This window comes from Janthinobacterium goodfellowi (genome assembly GCF_051380695.1).
Classification (GTDB): Bacteria; Pseudomonadota; Gammaproteobacteria; order Burkholderiales; family Burkholderiaceae_D; genus Janthinobacterium.
In genome coordinates this window covers 389,469-403,589 of sequence record NZ_JBNYXN010000003.1, presented here as the reverse complement: position 1 = coordinate 403,589, position 14,121 = coordinate 389,469, and the positions used below count along the sequence as shown (strand labels likewise).

Annotated in this window: 14 protein-coding genes and 1 riboswitch; of the genes, 9 read left to right on the top strand and 5 right to left on the bottom strand. The window is 62.7% G+C overall.

The features are described from left to right. Positions 1 to 3: 3 nt before the first annotated feature. From dapF to ACQ4WQ_RS14170, 3 genes are read right to left on the bottom strand one after another with little or no spacing between them, the layout of a single operon-like run. A complete protein-coding gene (gene dapF, locus ACQ4WQ_RS14180; protein ID WP_436497888.1) occupies positions 4 to 867 on the bottom strand; it encodes a diaminopimelate epimerase in 864 nt (287 codons plus the stop codon). Positions 868 to 878: 11 nt separating this feature from the next. Continuing rightward, entirely contained in the window at positions 879 to 1,754 is an 876-nt protein-coding gene (locus ACQ4WQ_RS14175) for an LpxL/LpxP family acyltransferase (protein WP_436497886.1), read from the bottom strand. Next, complete coding sequence (locus ACQ4WQ_RS14170) at positions 1,751 to 2,620, bottom strand: lysophospholipid acyltransferase family protein (protein ID WP_436497884.1); 870 nt, start codon at positions 2,618 to 2,620, stop codon at positions 1,751 to 1,753. The genes ACQ4WQ_RS14175 and ACQ4WQ_RS14170 overlap by 4 nt, the downstream gene beginning before the upstream one ends. Positions 2,621 to 2,808: 188 nt before the next feature. Between ACQ4WQ_RS14170 and metK the strand changes: the two genes are divergently transcribed. The 4 genes from metK (at position 2,809) to metF (ending at position 6,989) form a co-directional block, all read left to right on the top strand. Continuing rightward, positions 2,809 to 3,975: a methionine adenosyltransferase gene (metK, locus tag ACQ4WQ_RS14165; RefSeq protein WP_436497882.1), complete on the top strand. Its 1,167-nt coding sequence runs from the start codon at positions 2,809 to 2,811 to the stop codon at positions 3,973 to 3,975. 124 nt (positions 3,976 to 4,099) lie between these two features. Then, a riboswitch (S-adenosyl-L-homocysteine riboswitch) is annotated at positions 4,100 to 4,168 on the top strand. A gap of 27 nt (positions 4,169 to 4,195) precedes the next feature. Continuing rightward, positions 4,196 to 5,620, top strand: coding sequence for an adenosylhomocysteinase (ahcY, locus tag ACQ4WQ_RS14160; protein ID WP_092713571.1), 1,425 nt, complete (start codon positions 4,196 to 4,198; stop codon positions 5,618 to 5,620). A 195-nt stretch (positions 5,621 to 5,815) separates the two neighbouring features. Next, positions 5,816 to 6,172, top strand: coding sequence for a phage holin family protein (locus tag ACQ4WQ_RS14155; protein ID WP_034783534.1), 357 nt, complete (start codon positions 5,816 to 5,818; stop codon positions 6,170 to 6,172). Beyond that, positions 6,159 to 6,989, top strand: coding sequence for a methylenetetrahydrofolate reductase [NAD(P)H] (metF, locus tag ACQ4WQ_RS14150; protein WP_326457710.1), 831 nt, complete (start codon positions 6,159 to 6,161; stop codon positions 6,987 to 6,989). The genes ACQ4WQ_RS14155 and metF overlap by 14 nt, the downstream gene beginning before the upstream one ends. 14 nt (positions 6,990 to 7,003) lie before the next feature. Here the strand turns inward: metF and ACQ4WQ_RS14145 are convergent, their stop codons facing one another. Continuing rightward, positions 7,004 to 7,603: a 5-formyltetrahydrofolate cyclo-ligase gene (locus tag ACQ4WQ_RS14145; RefSeq protein ID WP_495542708.1), complete on the bottom strand. Its 600-nt coding sequence runs from the start codon at positions 7,601 to 7,603 to the stop codon at positions 7,004 to 7,006. A 32-nt stretch (positions 7,604 to 7,635) separates the two neighbouring features. On the opposite strand from ACQ4WQ_RS14145, the gene ACQ4WQ_RS14140 reads away from it, so the two are divergent. The 4 genes from ACQ4WQ_RS14140 to ACQ4WQ_RS14125 all read left to right on the top strand — a co-directional run bounded on the left by ACQ4WQ_RS14140 (position 7,636) and on the right by ACQ4WQ_RS14125 (position 12,253). Then, complete coding sequence (locus tag ACQ4WQ_RS14140; RefSeq protein ID WP_436497878.1) at positions 7,636 to 9,624, top strand: lytic transglycosylase domain-containing protein; 1,989 nt, start codon at positions 7,636 to 7,638, stop codon at positions 9,622 to 9,624. Positions 9,625 to 9,636: 12 nt separating this feature from the next. After that, positions 9,637 to 10,353: a glutathione S-transferase family protein gene (locus tag ACQ4WQ_RS14135; protein ID WP_436497876.1), complete on the top strand. Its 717-nt coding sequence runs from the start codon at positions 9,637 to 9,639 to the stop codon at positions 10,351 to 10,353. 12 nt (positions 10,354 to 10,365) lie between these two features. Next, positions 10,366 to 11,463, top strand: a complete 1,098-nt coding sequence (locus tag ACQ4WQ_RS14130; RefSeq protein WP_436497874.1) for a tRNA nucleotidyltransferase/poly(A) polymerase-related protein — start codon at positions 10,366 to 10,368, stop codon at positions 11,461 to 11,463. An 85-nt stretch (positions 11,464 to 11,548) separates the two neighbouring features. Further along, entirely contained in the window at positions 11,549 to 12,253 is a 705-nt protein-coding gene (locus ACQ4WQ_RS14125; RefSeq protein WP_070313027.1) for a GNAT family N-acetyltransferase, read from the top strand. On the opposite strand, the gene ACQ4WQ_RS14120 is transcribed toward ACQ4WQ_RS14125, so the two are convergent. Beyond that, positions 12,245 to 12,769: an Lrp/AsnC family transcriptional regulator gene (locus ACQ4WQ_RS14120; protein WP_034783525.1), complete on the bottom strand. Its 525-nt coding sequence runs from the start codon at positions 12,767 to 12,769 to the stop codon at positions 12,245 to 12,247. The genes ACQ4WQ_RS14125 and ACQ4WQ_RS14120 overlap by 9 nt on opposite strands. A gap of 125 nt (positions 12,770 to 12,894) precedes the next feature. Between ACQ4WQ_RS14120 and hppD the strand changes: the two genes are divergently transcribed. Further along, positions 12,895 to 14,022 (top strand): 4-hydroxyphenylpyruvate dioxygenase, encoded by a 1,128-nt coding sequence (hppD, locus tag ACQ4WQ_RS14115; protein ID WP_070313026.1) that lies wholly within the window; start codon positions 12,895 to 12,897, stop codon positions 14,020 to 14,022. Positions 14,023 to 14,121 lie beyond the last annotated feature (99 nt).

Here is a 14,121-nt window from a genome sequence, read left to right as displayed (position 1 = left end):
TCCTTACAGCTCGATCGTGCCTTCGAAGACGGTCACGGCCGGGCCCGTCATCAGGACGGGGTGGCCGGGGCCTTGCCAGGCGATCGACAGTTCGCCGCCGCGCGCGCTGATGCGCACGGGGGAATCGAGCCGGCCGCGCAGGATGCCGGCCACGGCGGCGGCGCAGGCGCCCGTGCCGCAAGCGAGGGTTTCGCCCGCGCCCCGCTCGAACACGCGCAGTTTCACGTGCTGGCGGTTGACGATCTGCATGTAGCCGGCGTTGACCCGGCGGGGAAAGCGCGGGTGGTGCTCGATGCGCGGGCCCGATTGCTCCAGATCTTGCGCATCGACATCGTCGACCACTTGCACGGCATGCGGGTTGCCCATCGAAACGACGGACACCAGCACGGGCGCCGTCTGGCCCGGCAACGCCAGGTCCAGCGGCCACAGGGTGTCGCTGCCTTCCGCCACGCCGGCGAGGTCGGCGGCGTCGAACGGCACCAGCGCGGGTTCGAGCACGGGCGCGCCCATGTCGACCGTGATGCTGCCATCGGGTTCCAGGCGCGGGGCAATCACGCCGGCCATGGTTTCCACGCGGATGCTGGACTGGTTCGACAAGCCTTTTTCGCTGACGAACTTGACGAAGGCGCGCGCGCCGTTGCCGCACTGTTCCACTTCGCCGCCATCGTTGTTATAGATGCGGTAGCGGAAGTCGCAGCCGGGCAGGCGCGGCTTTTCCACCACGAGAATCTGGTCGGCGCCGATGCCGAAACGGCGGTCGGCCAGGCGCTGCCACTGGGCCGGCGTGAAGTCGATTTGCTGGTTGATGGCGTCGATGACGATGAAGTCGTTGCCCGCGCCATGCATCTTGGTAAAGTGGAGTTTCATGTTCTGCCGTATCACTTGTGCTGGTTATAGAACGAGGCTTCGCCTTCCGGACGCGTCTTGAAGCGTTTATGCGTCCAGAAATACTCGGCCGGCGCTTCGCGCACGCGCTCTTCGATGAATTCGTTCATGCGGCGCGTGGCGGCCGTGATGTCGTCGCCCGGATAATCGTCCCAGGCCGGGTAATAGGTCACTTTCCAGCCCTGGTAATCGGGCAGGAAGGTGGCGATGACGGGAATCACCTGCGCCTTGGCGGCCAGCGCCAGGCGCGCCGTGGCCGTCAGGGTGGCGGCCGGCACGCCGAAGAAGGGCACGAATTCCGCATCCTTCTCGCCGAAATCCATGTCCGGCAGCATAAAGTAGGGCAAGCCGTCGCGCAGCGCGCGCAGAATCGTCTTGATGCCATCCTGGCGCGTAAACAGCTTGGGCGGCTTGAAGCGCGAACGGCCGTTGCGCAAGGCCTGGTCGAAGGCGGCATTCTTTTGCTGCACGTACATCGACGAAGCGGAAATTTCCATGGCCGTGGCGGCGCCCGCCACGTCGAGGCAGACGAAGTGCGGGCACAGCAGGATGGTCGGCTTGGCCGCGATCTGCTGGCCCGGGAAGGCGGGCACTTTCCTGATCAGGCGGTTCAGGCGCTCTTCCGACGACCACCACAGGATGCTGCGTTCCCACACGCTGCGCGAATAGGCCTGGAAATGCTGGCGTGCCAGGGCCACGCGCTGGGCTTCCGACAATTCCGGCATGCACAGGCGCAGATTCGTCAGGGCGATCCTGCGCCGCGTGGGCATGGCGATGAACAGCAGGCTGCCGACGGCCACGCCGAAGCGGCCGAGGATGGGCAAGGGCAGCCAGTGCAGCAGCCACATGAAGGCGATCAGCAGTCTCATGCCTGCTCCCCGGCGGCATCGGGCGTGGCGGGCGTGGGCGGCGGCGCGCCGCGCGGCACCTTGTAGCGGTTATAGCTCCACAGGTATTGTGCCGGACTGCGCGCGATCAATTGTTCCATGGCCGCATTGATGGTGCGCGCCTGCTCGGCCGAGGTGCTGTCGAGCGACTCGGTGAAAGGCACGAAGTGCACGACGTAGCCGCGTCCGCCCGGCAGGCGTTCCGCGTAGGTGATGATGACTTCGGCGCCGCCCATCTGCGCCAGCTTGGCGGGCAGGGTCATGGTGTAGGCGGGACGGCCGAAGAAATCGGCCCACACGCCTTCGCCCTCCTGCGGCACCTGGTCGGGCAGCAGGCCGATCGGTTGTCCCTTTTTCAGGCATTTGGCAAAGATGCGCACGCCCGACATGTTCGCCGGCGCCAGCATCAGGTTTTCGCGTGCGCGCGCGCCTTCGATCAGCGGTTTCAGGGCGGCGCGCTTGGGCGGGCGGTACATCACGGTGAGCGGCGTGCGCAGCGCGATCTGCTGGGCGACGATTTCAAAGCAGCCCAGGTGCGGTGTCAGGAAGACGATGCCGCGGCCGTGCTGCAGCGCTTTTTCCACCAGTTCCCAGTTCTCCACCGTCGCATGGCGCGCCACGCGCGCGGCCGGTGCGCACCAGATGAAGGGCAGTTCCAGCACGCTCTTGCCCGCTTCGGCCACGGCCGTGTGCAAGTGTTGCGAAAACCCCGCACCTTGCATGTTCTCGCGCATGCGGCGACGGTAGGACGGGGAAATGGCGTAAATCACCCAGCCGAGCACAGCGCCAATGCCATGCAGGACGGGCAGGGGAAAGATGGACAGGAAGCGGAAAATTGGGACTAACATGTATAAGCTGTTTCCAGGAATGGCGTGTTGCCGTGCCAAAATTTTTTAAGAAGCGTAAAATACCACGTATGCAGTAACCGCTGAGTTAATAGACAACTTGCGATGCGGAATATAAATCTCGCTAAAGCGTCGCAGGCAAAATCCTCTTTACTGCGACAGAACATTCACATAGTAAACAGGAGCTTGCAATGTCAAACGACTATCTCTTCACTTCCGAATCCGTTTCGGAAGGCCATCCCGACAAGGTTGCCGATCAAATTTCCGACGCCATCCTTGACGCCATCCTGACCCAGGATCCGAGCGCCCGCGTGGCTGCCGAAACCTTGTGCAACACGGGTCTGGTGGTGCTGGCTGGCGAGATTACCACGCACGCCAATGTGGATTATATTCAAGTTGCGCGCGAAACCATCAAACGCATCGGCTACGACAATACGGAATACGGCATCGACTACAAGGGTTGCGCCGTGCTGGTGGCCTACGACAAGCAGTCGCCGGACATCGCGCAAGGCGTCGATGAAGGCGCGGGCATTGACCTGGATCAAGGCGCTGGCGATCAGGGCCTGATGTTCGGCTATGCCTGCGATGAAACGGCCGAGCTGATGCCCGCCGCCATCCACTATGCGCACCGCCTGGTCGAGCGCCAGTCGCAGCTGCGCAAGGATGGCCGTCTGCCATGGCTGCGTCCGGATGCGAAATCGCAAGTGACCCTGCGCTACGTCGATGGCCGTCCCGTCGGCGTGCACACGGTGGTGCTGTCGACCCAGCATGCGCCGGAAATCTCGCACAAGCAGATCGAAGAAGCCGTCATCGAAGAAATCATCAAGCCCATCCTGCCGCGCGAGTGGCTGACGGAAACCAAATTCCTCGTCAACCCGACGGGCCGTTTCGTCATCGGCGGTCCGCAAGGCGATTGCGGCTTGACCGGGCGTAAGATCATCGTCGACACCTACGGTGGCGCGGCCCCGCACGGCGGCGGCGCGTTCTCGGGCAAGGACCCGTCGAAAGTCGACCGTTCGGCAGCCTACGCGGCCCGCTACGTGGCGAAGAACATCGTCGCCGCCGGCCTGGCGCGCCAATGCCAGGTGCAGGTCAGCTACGCCATCGGCGTGGCCAAGCCGATCAACATCACCGTCTACACGGAAGGCACGGGCGTGATTCCCGACACGGAAATCGCCAAGCTGGTGCTGGCGCACTTTGATTTGCGTCCAAAAGGCATCGTGCAAATGCTCGACCTGCTGCGCCCGATCTACCAGAAGAGCGCCGCCTACGGCCATTTCGGCCGCGAAGAGCCGGAATTCACGTGGGAGCGCACGGACAAGGTCGCCCTGCTGCGCGACGCTGCCGGCTTGAAGTAATCTAGTCAGCTTTACAAGAAAAGCGCCCCGGCCTTCTGGCCGCGGGCGCTTTTTTTTATGTGTTGTTGCGTGGCAATGCAGCGCAAACAAGCTGGCGCGGCGGCCTTGACAATGTTAAAATCCCCCGTCCGAGGAGCGTTGCGACGAAGAAATTCGCCAGGCTCGGAATATCCTGCAACCGCGCTCACGTACCTTTTTCAACAACTGAAAGGAGGGCGTGATGAACGCCGTACTCAAATCGCAACACGACTACACCATCGCCGATATCACCTTGGCCGCATGGGGCGACAAAGAAATCAAGATTGCTGAAACGGAAATGCCTGGCCTGATGGCCATCCGCGAAGAATTCGCGGCAGCGCAGCCTTTGAAGGGCGCGCGCATCACCGGTTCCATCCACATGACCATCCAGACCGCCGTGCTGATCCAGACCCTGGAAGCACTGGGCGCGCAAGTGCGTTGGGCATCGTGCAACATTTACTCGACGCAAGACCACGCCGCCGCCGCCATCGCCGCCGCCGGCACGCCCGTGTTCGCCGTCAAGGGCGAGTCGCTGGATGATTACTGGGAATACACGCACCGCATCTTCGAATGGCCGAACGTGGACGGCAAGGCTGTCTACTCGAACATGATCCTCGACGATGGCGGCGATGCGACCCTGCTGCTGCACCTGGGCGTGCGCGCGGAAACCGACCTGTCGGTGCTGGCCAACCCCGGTTCGGACGAAGAAATCTGCCTGTTCAACTCGATCAAGAAGCACTTGCTGGCCGACCCGACCTGGTATTCGAAGCGCCTGCCGGAAATCCTCGGCGTGACGGAAGAAACGACGACCGGCGTGCACCGCCTGTACCAGATGCACAAGGAAGGCAAGCTGGCTTTCCCTGCGATTAACGTCAACGATTCCGTCACGAAATCGAAATTCGACAACCTGTATGGCTGCCGCGAATCGCTGGTCGACGGCATCAAGCGCGCCACCGATGTGATGATCGCCGGCAAAGTGGCCGTCATCGCCGGTTACGGTGACGTCGGCAAGGGTTCGGCGCAAGCCATGCGCGCCCTGTCGGCGCAAGTGTGGGTGACGGAAGTCGACCCGATCTGCGCGCTGCAGGCGGCGATGGAAGGCTACCGCGTGGTCACGATGGATTACGCCTGCGAACACGGCGACATCTTCGTCACTTGCACGGGCAACTATCACATCCTGACGCACGACCACCTGACGCGCATGAAAGACCAGGCCATCGTCTGCAACATTGGTCACTTCGACAATGAAATCGACGTCGCTTCGTTGAAACAATACGAGTGGGAAAACATCAAGCCGCAGGTCGACCACATCATCTTCCCGTCGGGCCGCCGCATCATCTTGCTGGCCGAAGGCCGTCTGGTCAACCTCGGTTGCGGCACGGGCCACCCGTCGTACGTGATGAGCTCGTCGTTCGCCAACCAGACGATCGCCCAGATCGAGCTGTACGCGAACACGGCCAACTACCCGGTCGGCGTGTACACCTTGCCAAAACACCTCGATGAAAAAGTCGCCCGCCTGCAACTCAAAAAGTTGAACGCGCAGCTGACGGAACTGACGCAAGAGCAAGCCGACTACATCGGCGTGCGCACGGAAGGTCCCTACAAGCCAGAGCACTACCGCTATTAATTTGGCTGGTTGCTCCGCGAGCCTACTGCGCGACGCGGGGCGAGGCCGGCGATGCTCGCTGTACATAAAGTACAGCTGCGCTTCTCGGCCACGCCGCACGTCTGCTCGCTACGGCTCCCGAAGCAACGATACTTCGCGGACTACTTGAAAGCCGGCTGCGGCCGGCTTGCCCCTCTTTTTTGACAGGCTAGAGAAATGCGCTTGCTACTGATTTGGTTTATCAATGCGGCGGCCCTGTTTGCCGTCCCTTATTTGATGCACTCGGTGACGATGAGCAGCGGCTGGACCGCGCTGCTGGCCGCCGCCGTGCTGGGACTGGTCAATGCGCTGATCCGTCCTTTGCTGATCCTGCTGACCCTGCCCGTGACGTTCCTGTCGCTGGGCCTGTTCATTTTGATCATCAATGGCTTCCTGTTCTGGCTGGTGGCGCAGGTGATCGATGGTTTCCATGTCGCCAGTTTCTGGTCTGCCGTGGGCGGTGCCATTCTGTACAGCATCATTTCCTGGGCCTTGTCGACCTTACTTTTGAGTAACGACGATGGAAAAGCATAATTTCAGTATTGAGTTTTTCCCGCCGAAAACCCCGGAAGGGGCGGAAAAGCTGCGCGCCACGCGCGCCAAGTTGTCCGAATTGCATCCGAAGTATTTCTCGGTGACGTTCGGCGCCGGCGGCACCACGCAGCAGGGCACCCTGGACACCGTGCGCGAAATCCTGGCGGCCGGCGAACAGGCCGCACCGCACCTGTCTTGCGTCGGCGGTTCGCGCGAATCGATCCGCGCCGTGCTGGCCGACTTCAAGGCGGCGGGCGTGAACCGTATCGTCGCCTTGCGCGGCGACTTGCCCAGCGGCTACGGCGCCTCGGGCGAGTTCCGTTACGCCAACGAGCTGGTGGAATTCATCCGCGCCGAGACGGGCGACCATTTCCATATCGAAGTGGCCGCCTATCCGGAAGTGCATCCGCAAGCCCGTTCGCCGCAGGACGACCTGAACGCGTTCGCGCGCAAGGTGCAGGCCGGCGCCAATGCCGCCATCACCCAGTACTTCTACAATGCCGACGCGTATTTCCAGTTTGTCGAGCAGACGCAGAAGATGGGCATCAACGTGCCGATCGTGGCCGGCATCATGCCGATCACGAACTACACGCAGTTGATGCGCTTTTCGGACATGTGCGGCGCGGAAATTCCACGCTGGGTGCGTCTGAAGCTGGCCAGCTTCGGCGACGACAGCGCGTCCATCAAGGCTTTTGGCCTGGACGTGGTGACGGGCTTGTGCGAACGTTTGCTGGAAGGCGGCGCGCCAGGCTTGCATTTCTATAGCATGAACCAGGCGGCCGCCACGACGGCCTTGTGGCAGCGCCTGGTGAAATAAACCGTTCTGATGCGTTAGAGCAGATCGCCCTCGGTCACGATGTGATCGAGGGCGATGTCGTATTCGCCGTTGGGAAAGCTGGCCGCCAGGCAGGCATAGGCGATACCGAGGGTGCGCGGGCGGGGCGTGGCCGCCAGGGTGCGGTCATAGTAGCCGCCGCCATAGCCGAGGCGAAAGCGTTCCTCGTTAAACCCCAGGCAGGGTACGAGCAGGGTGGCCGGCGCCGGACGCAGGCGCAACCGGGCCGGCACGGCCACGCCCATGCCATCCTTGACCATGGGCTCGCCCGGCGTCCAGTCGGAAAATGCCAGCGGCGCATGTTTTTCCAGCACCACCGGCAAGCTTAATTGCACGCCGCGCGCGGCCAGCTCCGTATATGCCTCGTGCAAGTCCGGCTCGCCGTGCAGGGGCCAGTACACGCCCAGTTCCCTGACGTTTTCTTGCGCGCACCAGTCCAGCAGGCGCTGCGCGATGGCCGCATCCCACCTTACTCGCGTGGCGTCGGGCAGGGCGCGCCGGGCCGCCAGCAGGGCTTTGCGCAAGCCGGCTTTTTCCTGTGGCGCAATGGGTGGCCGTGTAGCCGGATCGCATGTTATTCTAGGGTCGCTATTCATATCACCATCAAGTTAAGATTGAGAGTCGTACATTGATTTCCCCACTGAAATGGATTGCCGGCACGATGCTGTGTGTTGCATCGGCCTTGTCTCCCCTGGCCGCCCTGGCCCAGGTATCCACCGCCGTCTCCCCAGCCGCCCCCGACACGCGCAGCGAGGACGATGCCTTCCTGCTGCTGCGCGACGCCGCGCGCAAGGATGACGTCGAAAAAGCCGACTTTTATGCGGGGCGCCTGACGAATTACCAGATTCCCTCGTATGTTGACTATTATCGGCTGAAACCGCGCATCAAACTGCTGACCGAGGCGCAATTTCGCGATTACCTGAACCGCTACAAGGGCAGCGCCATCGCCGACCGTTTCCGCAACGACTGGCTGCTGGAGCTCGGCCGCAAGCGCGACTGGGTCGTGTTCGATGAACAATATCCGCAATTCGCCCTCGACGACGATACCCAGCTCAAGTGCTATGCGCTGATGTCGCGCGCCGCCAAGGGCCAGAACGTGGCGTCCGAGGCGCGTAACCTGCTCGTCTCGCCACCGGGCTATGGCGAAGCGTGCGGCAGCCTGATCGCGGCATTGGCGCAAAACGGCCAGTTTGACGCGAATGACCTGTGGGCGCAGATCCGCCTGGCGGGCCAGACCAACGCCACAGGCCCGGCGCGCCGCATTGCGCTGCTGCTGGGCGCGTCCGACGCGAAGATGGCGCAAGCGATCGACTTGCCCGCGCTGGTGCTGGCCAAGGGCCCCGGTCCAAGTCGCGCCGACCACGAGATGTATCTGGTGGCCGTGGGCCGCATGGCGAAAAGCACCTTGAAACTGGGTGTGGTGGCCCTGCAAAAGGCCAGTGCGCAGCTGACGCCGCAGGAACAGGCCATCGGCTGGGCCAGCCTGGCCCTGCAGGCGTCGTATTCGCTGGCGCCGGAAGCATTCGAATATTGGCAAAAAACCAATGGCGCACCGTTGACCCAGGAGCAGATGCAATGGAAGGCGCGTATCGCCTTGCGTGAAGGAAACTGGCCCCAGGTGAAGGCAGCGATCCAGGCCATGCCGGCCTCCCTGCGCACGGACCCGACCTGGGTGTACTGGCTGGCGCGCGCGCAGCAGGCGGAAACGCCGGGCCGCCCGAATGCGCAGGCCGATGCCCTGTACCGCACGATCAGCGATCAATCGAATTTCTACGGCTTGCTGGCCAATGAGGAGCTGGGCAACCACCTGGTCTTGCCGCCGCCGGGCCAGCCCGTCACGCCGGCGGAAATCGCCGCCATGGCCGCCAATCCCGGTTTGCAGCGCGCCTTGAAATTTTTCAACATGCGCTTGCGCTTCGAGGGCACGCGCGAGTGGAACTGGGAATTGCGTTCGATGACGGACCGGCAACATCTGGCCGCCGCGGAGTTTGCGCGCCAGAACAATGTGCTCGACCGCATGGTCAACACCTCGGACCGCACGCGCCTGGAAGTGGACTATACGCAACGCTATCCGACGCCGCACGACGACGTCATGCATCCGGCTACGCAAACCCTGGGCCTGGACAAGGCCTGGGTGTATGGCTTGATCCGCCAGGAATCGCGCTTCATCATGGATGCCCAGTCGCACGTGGGCGCCTCCGGTTTGATGCAGGTCATGCCATCGACGGCCCGTTATGTCGCCAAGAAGATCGGCCTGACCGATTTCGTCACGGAAACCTTGAGCGATGTGCGCACCAACGTCTTGCTGGGCACGAATTACCTGAACATGGTGCTTGGCGGCCTGGACGGTTCGCAAGTGCTGGCCAGCGCGGCCTACAACGCGGGGCCGGGACGCTTGCGCATCTGGCGCGCCACCATGACGCGTCCGCTGGAAGGCGCCATCTTCGCCGAAACGATCCCGTACACGGAAACGCGCGGCTACGTGAAAAACGTGATGGCCAACGCCACGTATTATGCGGCCCTGTTCGAGAAGAGTCCGCAGTCGCTGAAGGCGCGCCTGGGCACCGTAGGACCGAAGAATAGCGCCGTTTCCGCCGATTTGCCATCATCCAACTAAAGTTAGCCGAGCATGCAAACGACCATCCTTGACCCCAGCCTGACGCAAACCCTGGCCGCCGCGCGCGAGCCGGGCCTGACCCTCATCATCGGCAACAAGAATTACTCGTCGTGGTCGATGCGCCCGTGGGTGGCCATGACGGCCTTTGGCATCCCGTTCCAGGAAGTGCGCGTGCTGCTCGACCAGAGCGACACGGCGACGAAAATCGCCGAATATTCGGCCTGCGGCCGGGTTCCCGTGCTGCTGGCGGGCGAGATCACGATCTGGGACAGCCTGGCCATCTGCGAATACCTGGCCGAGCAGTTTCCTGACAAACACATGTGGCCGCAGGACGTGGCCGCGCGCGCCATGGCGCGTTGTGTTTGCGCGGAAATGCATTCGGGCTTCACCGGCTTGCGCACGGACATGTCGATGAATATCAAGGCGAAGTTGCCGGGGCGGGGCCGCACGGCCGCCGCGCAGGCGGACATCGGCCGCATCAGCGAAATCTGGGAAGAGTGCCTGTCGCGCTTTGGCCATCACCAGTTCCTGTTTGGCGAGTTTTCCATCGCCGATGCGTACTTTGCCCCCGTCGTCATGCGTTTCCGCACGTATGGCGTGTCGCTGGCGCCGGCCCTGAACGCCTACTGCGAGCGCGTGCAGGCGCACCCGGCCGTGGCCCGCTGGATCGCGGAAGCGCTGGCGGAAACGGAAACGGCGCCCAAGCACGACGCGGAACTCCCCGATTAAGAAAAGAGTGTTATGAAGATATACACGGTCGGTGGCGCGGTGCGCGATCAACTGCTGGGCTTGCCCGTGAAAGACCGCGATTACGTGGTGGTCGGCGCCACGCCGGAAGACATGCTGCGCCAGGGCTTCCGCCCCGTCGGCAAGGATTTCCCCGTCTTCCTGCACCCGAAGACGCAGGAAGAATACGCGCTGGCCCGCACGGAACGCAAGACGGCGCCCGGCTACCGGGGTTTCGTTTTCCACACGGCGCCCGACGTCACGCTGGAAGACGACCTGGTGCGGCGCGATCTGACCATCAACGCCATCGCGCAAGCCGAGGACGGTACATTGACCGATCCGTTCGGCGGCGTCGCCGATATCGAGCGCAGGGTGTTCCGCCACGTCTCCGACGCGTTCGGCGAAGACCCCGTGCGCATCCTGCGCCTGGCCCGCTTTGCCGCCCGTTTCGACGCTTTCACGGTGGCGCCCGCCACCATGGCGCTGATGCGCCAGATGGTGGCGGATGGCGAAGTCGATGCCCTGGTGGCCGAGCGCGTGTGGCAGGAAGTGGCCAAGGGGCTGATGGAAAGCCATCCTTCGCGCATGCTGACGGTGCTGCACGAGTGCGGCGCCCTGGAACGCATCATGGGGGAAATCACGCTGAGCGAGCGCCTGCTGCAGGTTGTCGACCATGCCGCCGCACAAGGTCATGACTTGCCCGTGCGCTTCGCCGCCTTGATGCTGCATGTGAGCAAGAATGCCATCGAGCGATTGAGCGAGCGCCTGCGCGTGCCCAACGAGTGCCGCGAACTGGCCGTCATGGCGGCGCGCGAGCTGGACAATATCAACGGCGCGCTGGCGTTGAGCGCCGAAGCCGTGGTGAGCTTGTGCGAGCGCTGCGACGGCTTGCGCAAGCCGCAGCGCTTCGCGCAGATGCTGCAAGCGGTGGCCTGCGACGGGCTGGTCGCCGGCGACTTTCCCCAGGCGGCGCGGCTGCAAGGCGGGCTCGACGCGGCGCGCGGCGTGAATGCGGGTGCGCTGGCGCAAGGCTGTACGGAGCCGAAACGCATTCCCGAAGTCATCCATGCGGCGCGGGTGGCGGCCGTGGCGGCCTTCCTGGCCCAGGCTTGAACGGCGGGAATAGGCTACAATACGGCAGATGCTGCACTGCACAATAATGGCCTGACGTGCCGCAGCACCGCTTCCAGGAGTCGACGTGACCTTACCCAAGCTGTTTCAAAACCCGTTTCGCCGCTGGCTCAGCCGTAGCGGCGGCGGGCGCCCGACCGTGCTCGTCAAGCAATTACATGAGCGCGACCGGCGCCGCATGATGAAGCATTTCCTGTCGCTCGAGAAAAGCGACCGCCTGCTGCGCTTCGGCAGCGCCTTGCCCGATGAACTTGTCGCGCAGTACGTGCAGAAGATGGATTTCTCGCGCGATATGATTTACGGCGTCTACAACAGCCTGTTCAAACTGGTGGGCGTGGGCCATCTGGCGTTCGCACCGAAGGACCAGTCGCCGGCGAAAAGCGTCGTGACGGACAAGGAGCAGGTGGCGGAATTCGGCGTGTCCGTATCGAAATCGATGCGCGGCATGGGCGTCGGTTCGAAACTGTTCGAGCGGGCAGCGATTCACTGCCGCAACAACGATGTCGATACCCTCTACATGCATTGTTTGTCGTCGAACAAGACGATGATGCATATCGCCAAGAAGGCGGGCATGGAAATCCAGCGCGACTATGGCGAAGCTGATGCTTATTTGAAACTGTTGCCGCCCAATCCCTCCAGCATGCTGCAGGAAGCCGTGCAGGAGCAGTTCGCCATGTTCGACTATACGTTCAAGGCGAATGCGCGCGCCGCCAGCAAACTGTTCGAGCGCTTGCCGGGGCGCAAGAAGCAGCCCGGGCCGCCATCACAATAAGGGCAGGGCCGTCGTATCCTTGATGCGCTGCAAGGCGAAGCTCGATTTGACGTCCAGCACGGCCGGGTGGCGCAGCAGCGTGGCCATCATGAAGCGCGAAAAGTGCTCCATGTCTTCCACATGCACGCGCAACAGATAATCCATCTCCCCCGTCATCGCATAGCAGGCCACCACTTCCGGCCATTGCGCCACGGCCACGGCGAAGTCCGCGCGCGGCGAGGTGTTCGTCACCAGATTCGGCGCCAGCACGCGCGCCGTGCTGTGGGCCGTGGCGTCGCTGTGCTTTTCCAGCCGCACGTTCACGTAGGCCAGCAAGCCCAGGCCGATCTTTTCCGGGTCCAGCAGGGCCACGTACTGGCGGATGACGCCCGCTTCTTCCAGCCGTTTGACGCGGCGCAAGCATGGCGACGGGGACAGGCTGACCTGCTCGGCCACGTCCTGATTCGACAGGCGGCCATCGGCCTGCAGGACGGAGAGGATCTTGCGATCCGTTTTATCCAGCGTAATTTTGCTCATGCTTCCTCCGGTGGTTCGTGTTTCACGCAATATTATTGCGCAAATCATGATTGTTCGGGAGATCTTTGGCATTTAATGCCCGTGACCCACGCCTATACTGTGCGCTACTTCTTGGAGGAGACATCATGCAATTTCAGCCTTGGGATAACCCGATGGGTACCGATGGTTTCGAGTTCGTCGAGTATGCAGCACCAGACCCAAAAGCATTGGGCAAGCTGTTCGAGAACATGGGCTTCACGGCCATCGCGCGCCACCGCCACAAGGATGTCACCCTGTACCGTCAGGGCGACATCAATTTCATCATCAATGCCGAACAAGATTCGTTCGCGCAGCGTTTTGCCCGCCATCACGGCCCATCCGTGTGCGCCATCGCCATCCGCGTCGACGACGCGGCCTTCGTGTACCGCCGCGCGCTGGAACTGGGCGCCTGGGGTTTCGACAATAAAACGGGTCCGATGGAGCTGAATATCCCCGCCATCAAGGGCGTGGGCGATTCCCTGCTGTATTTCGTCGACCGCTGGCGCGGCAAGGGCGCGGACAAGCCGGACGCGGCCGCACCGGGCGGCATCGGCGACATCAGCATCTATGACGTCGACTTCGTCGCCATTCCCGGCGCCGTCGCCAACCCGGTCGGCCATGGCCTGACCTACATCGACCACCTGACGCACAATGTGCACCGCGGCCGCATGAAGGAATGGGCAAGCTTCTATGAAAATCTGTTCAACTTCCGCGAAGTGCGCTATTTCGACATCGAAGGCAAGCTGACGGGCCTCAAATCGAAGGCCATGACCTCGCCCTGCGGCAAGATCCGCATTCCGATCAACGAATCGTCGGACGACAAGTCGCAGATCGCCGAATACCTGGACCAGTACCATGGCGAAGGCATCCAGCACATCGCCCTGGGCACGGACAATATCTACGCCTCCGTGCAAGGCATGCGCGATACGGGTATCGATTTCCAGGACACGATTGAAACGTACTATGAGCTGGTCAACCGCCGCCTGCCGAACCACGGCGAGCAGCTGGAAGAATTGCGCCGTTTGCGCATCCTGATCGACGGCCACAGCACGGAAAACGAACGCGAACTGCTGTTGCAGATCTTCACGCAGACGGTGATCGGCCCGATCTTCTTCGAGATCATCCAGCGCAAGGGCGACCAGGGCTTCGGCGAAGGCAACTTCCGCGCCCTGTTCGAATCGATCGAGCTGGACCAGATCAAGCGCGGCGTGCTGAAAGATACGAACGCGGCGTAAGCTGGGGCGGCTGTTTGTCGGCTTACGCCGTTCCGGCTAAGCCGACCTACACGAATGGCCCGGTAGGCCGGATGAGCGGGGCCGCCGAGGCGCAGCGTC

What these genes read in the sequence shown, in the direction of transcription:
- hppD (WP_070313026.1), top strand. Translation starts at nt 12,895, where the DNA reads ATGCAATTTCAGCCTTGGGATAACCCGATGGGTACCGATGGTTTCGAG.
- ACQ4WQ_RS14145 (WP_495542708.1), bottom strand. Translation starts at nt 7,603, where the DNA reads ATGAATAGCGACCCTAGAATAACATGCGATCCGGCTACACGGCCACCC.
- ACQ4WQ_RS14120 (WP_034783525.1), bottom strand. Translation starts at nt 12,769, where the DNA reads ATGAGCAAAATTACGCTGGATAAAACGGATCGCAAGATCCTCTCCGTC.
- ahcY (WP_092713571.1), top strand. Translation starts at nt 4,196, where the DNA reads ATGAACGCCGTACTCAAATCGCAACACGACTACACCATCGCCGATATC.
- ACQ4WQ_RS14135 (WP_436497876.1), top strand. Translation starts at nt 9,637, where the DNA reads ATGCAAACGACCATCCTTGACCCCAGCCTGACGCAAACCCTGGCCGCC.
- dapF (WP_436497888.1), bottom strand. Translation starts at nt 867, where the DNA reads ATGAAACTCCACTTTACCAAGATGCATGGCGCGGGCAACGACTTCATC.
- ACQ4WQ_RS14175 (WP_436497886.1), bottom strand. Translation starts at nt 1,754, where the DNA reads ATGAGACTGCTGATCGCCTTCATGTGGCTGCTGCACTGGCTGCCCTTG.
- metF (WP_326457710.1), top strand. Translation starts at nt 6,159, where the DNA reads ATGGAAAAGCATAATTTCAGTATTGAGTTTTTCCCGCCGAAAACCCCG.
- ACQ4WQ_RS14170 (WP_436497884.1), bottom strand. Translation starts at nt 2,620, where the DNA reads ATGTTAGTCCCAATTTTCCGCTTCCTGTCCATCTTTCCCCTGCCCGTC.
- ACQ4WQ_RS14130 (WP_436497874.1), top strand. Translation starts at nt 10,366, where the DNA reads ATGAAGATATACACGGTCGGTGGCGCGGTGCGCGATCAACTGCTGGGC.
- metK (WP_436497882.1), top strand. Translation starts at nt 2,809, where the DNA reads ATGTCAAACGACTATCTCTTCACTTCCGAATCCGTTTCGGAAGGCCAT.
- ACQ4WQ_RS14155 (WP_034783534.1), top strand. Translation starts at nt 5,816, where the DNA reads ATGCGCTTGCTACTGATTTGGTTTATCAATGCGGCGGCCCTGTTTGCC.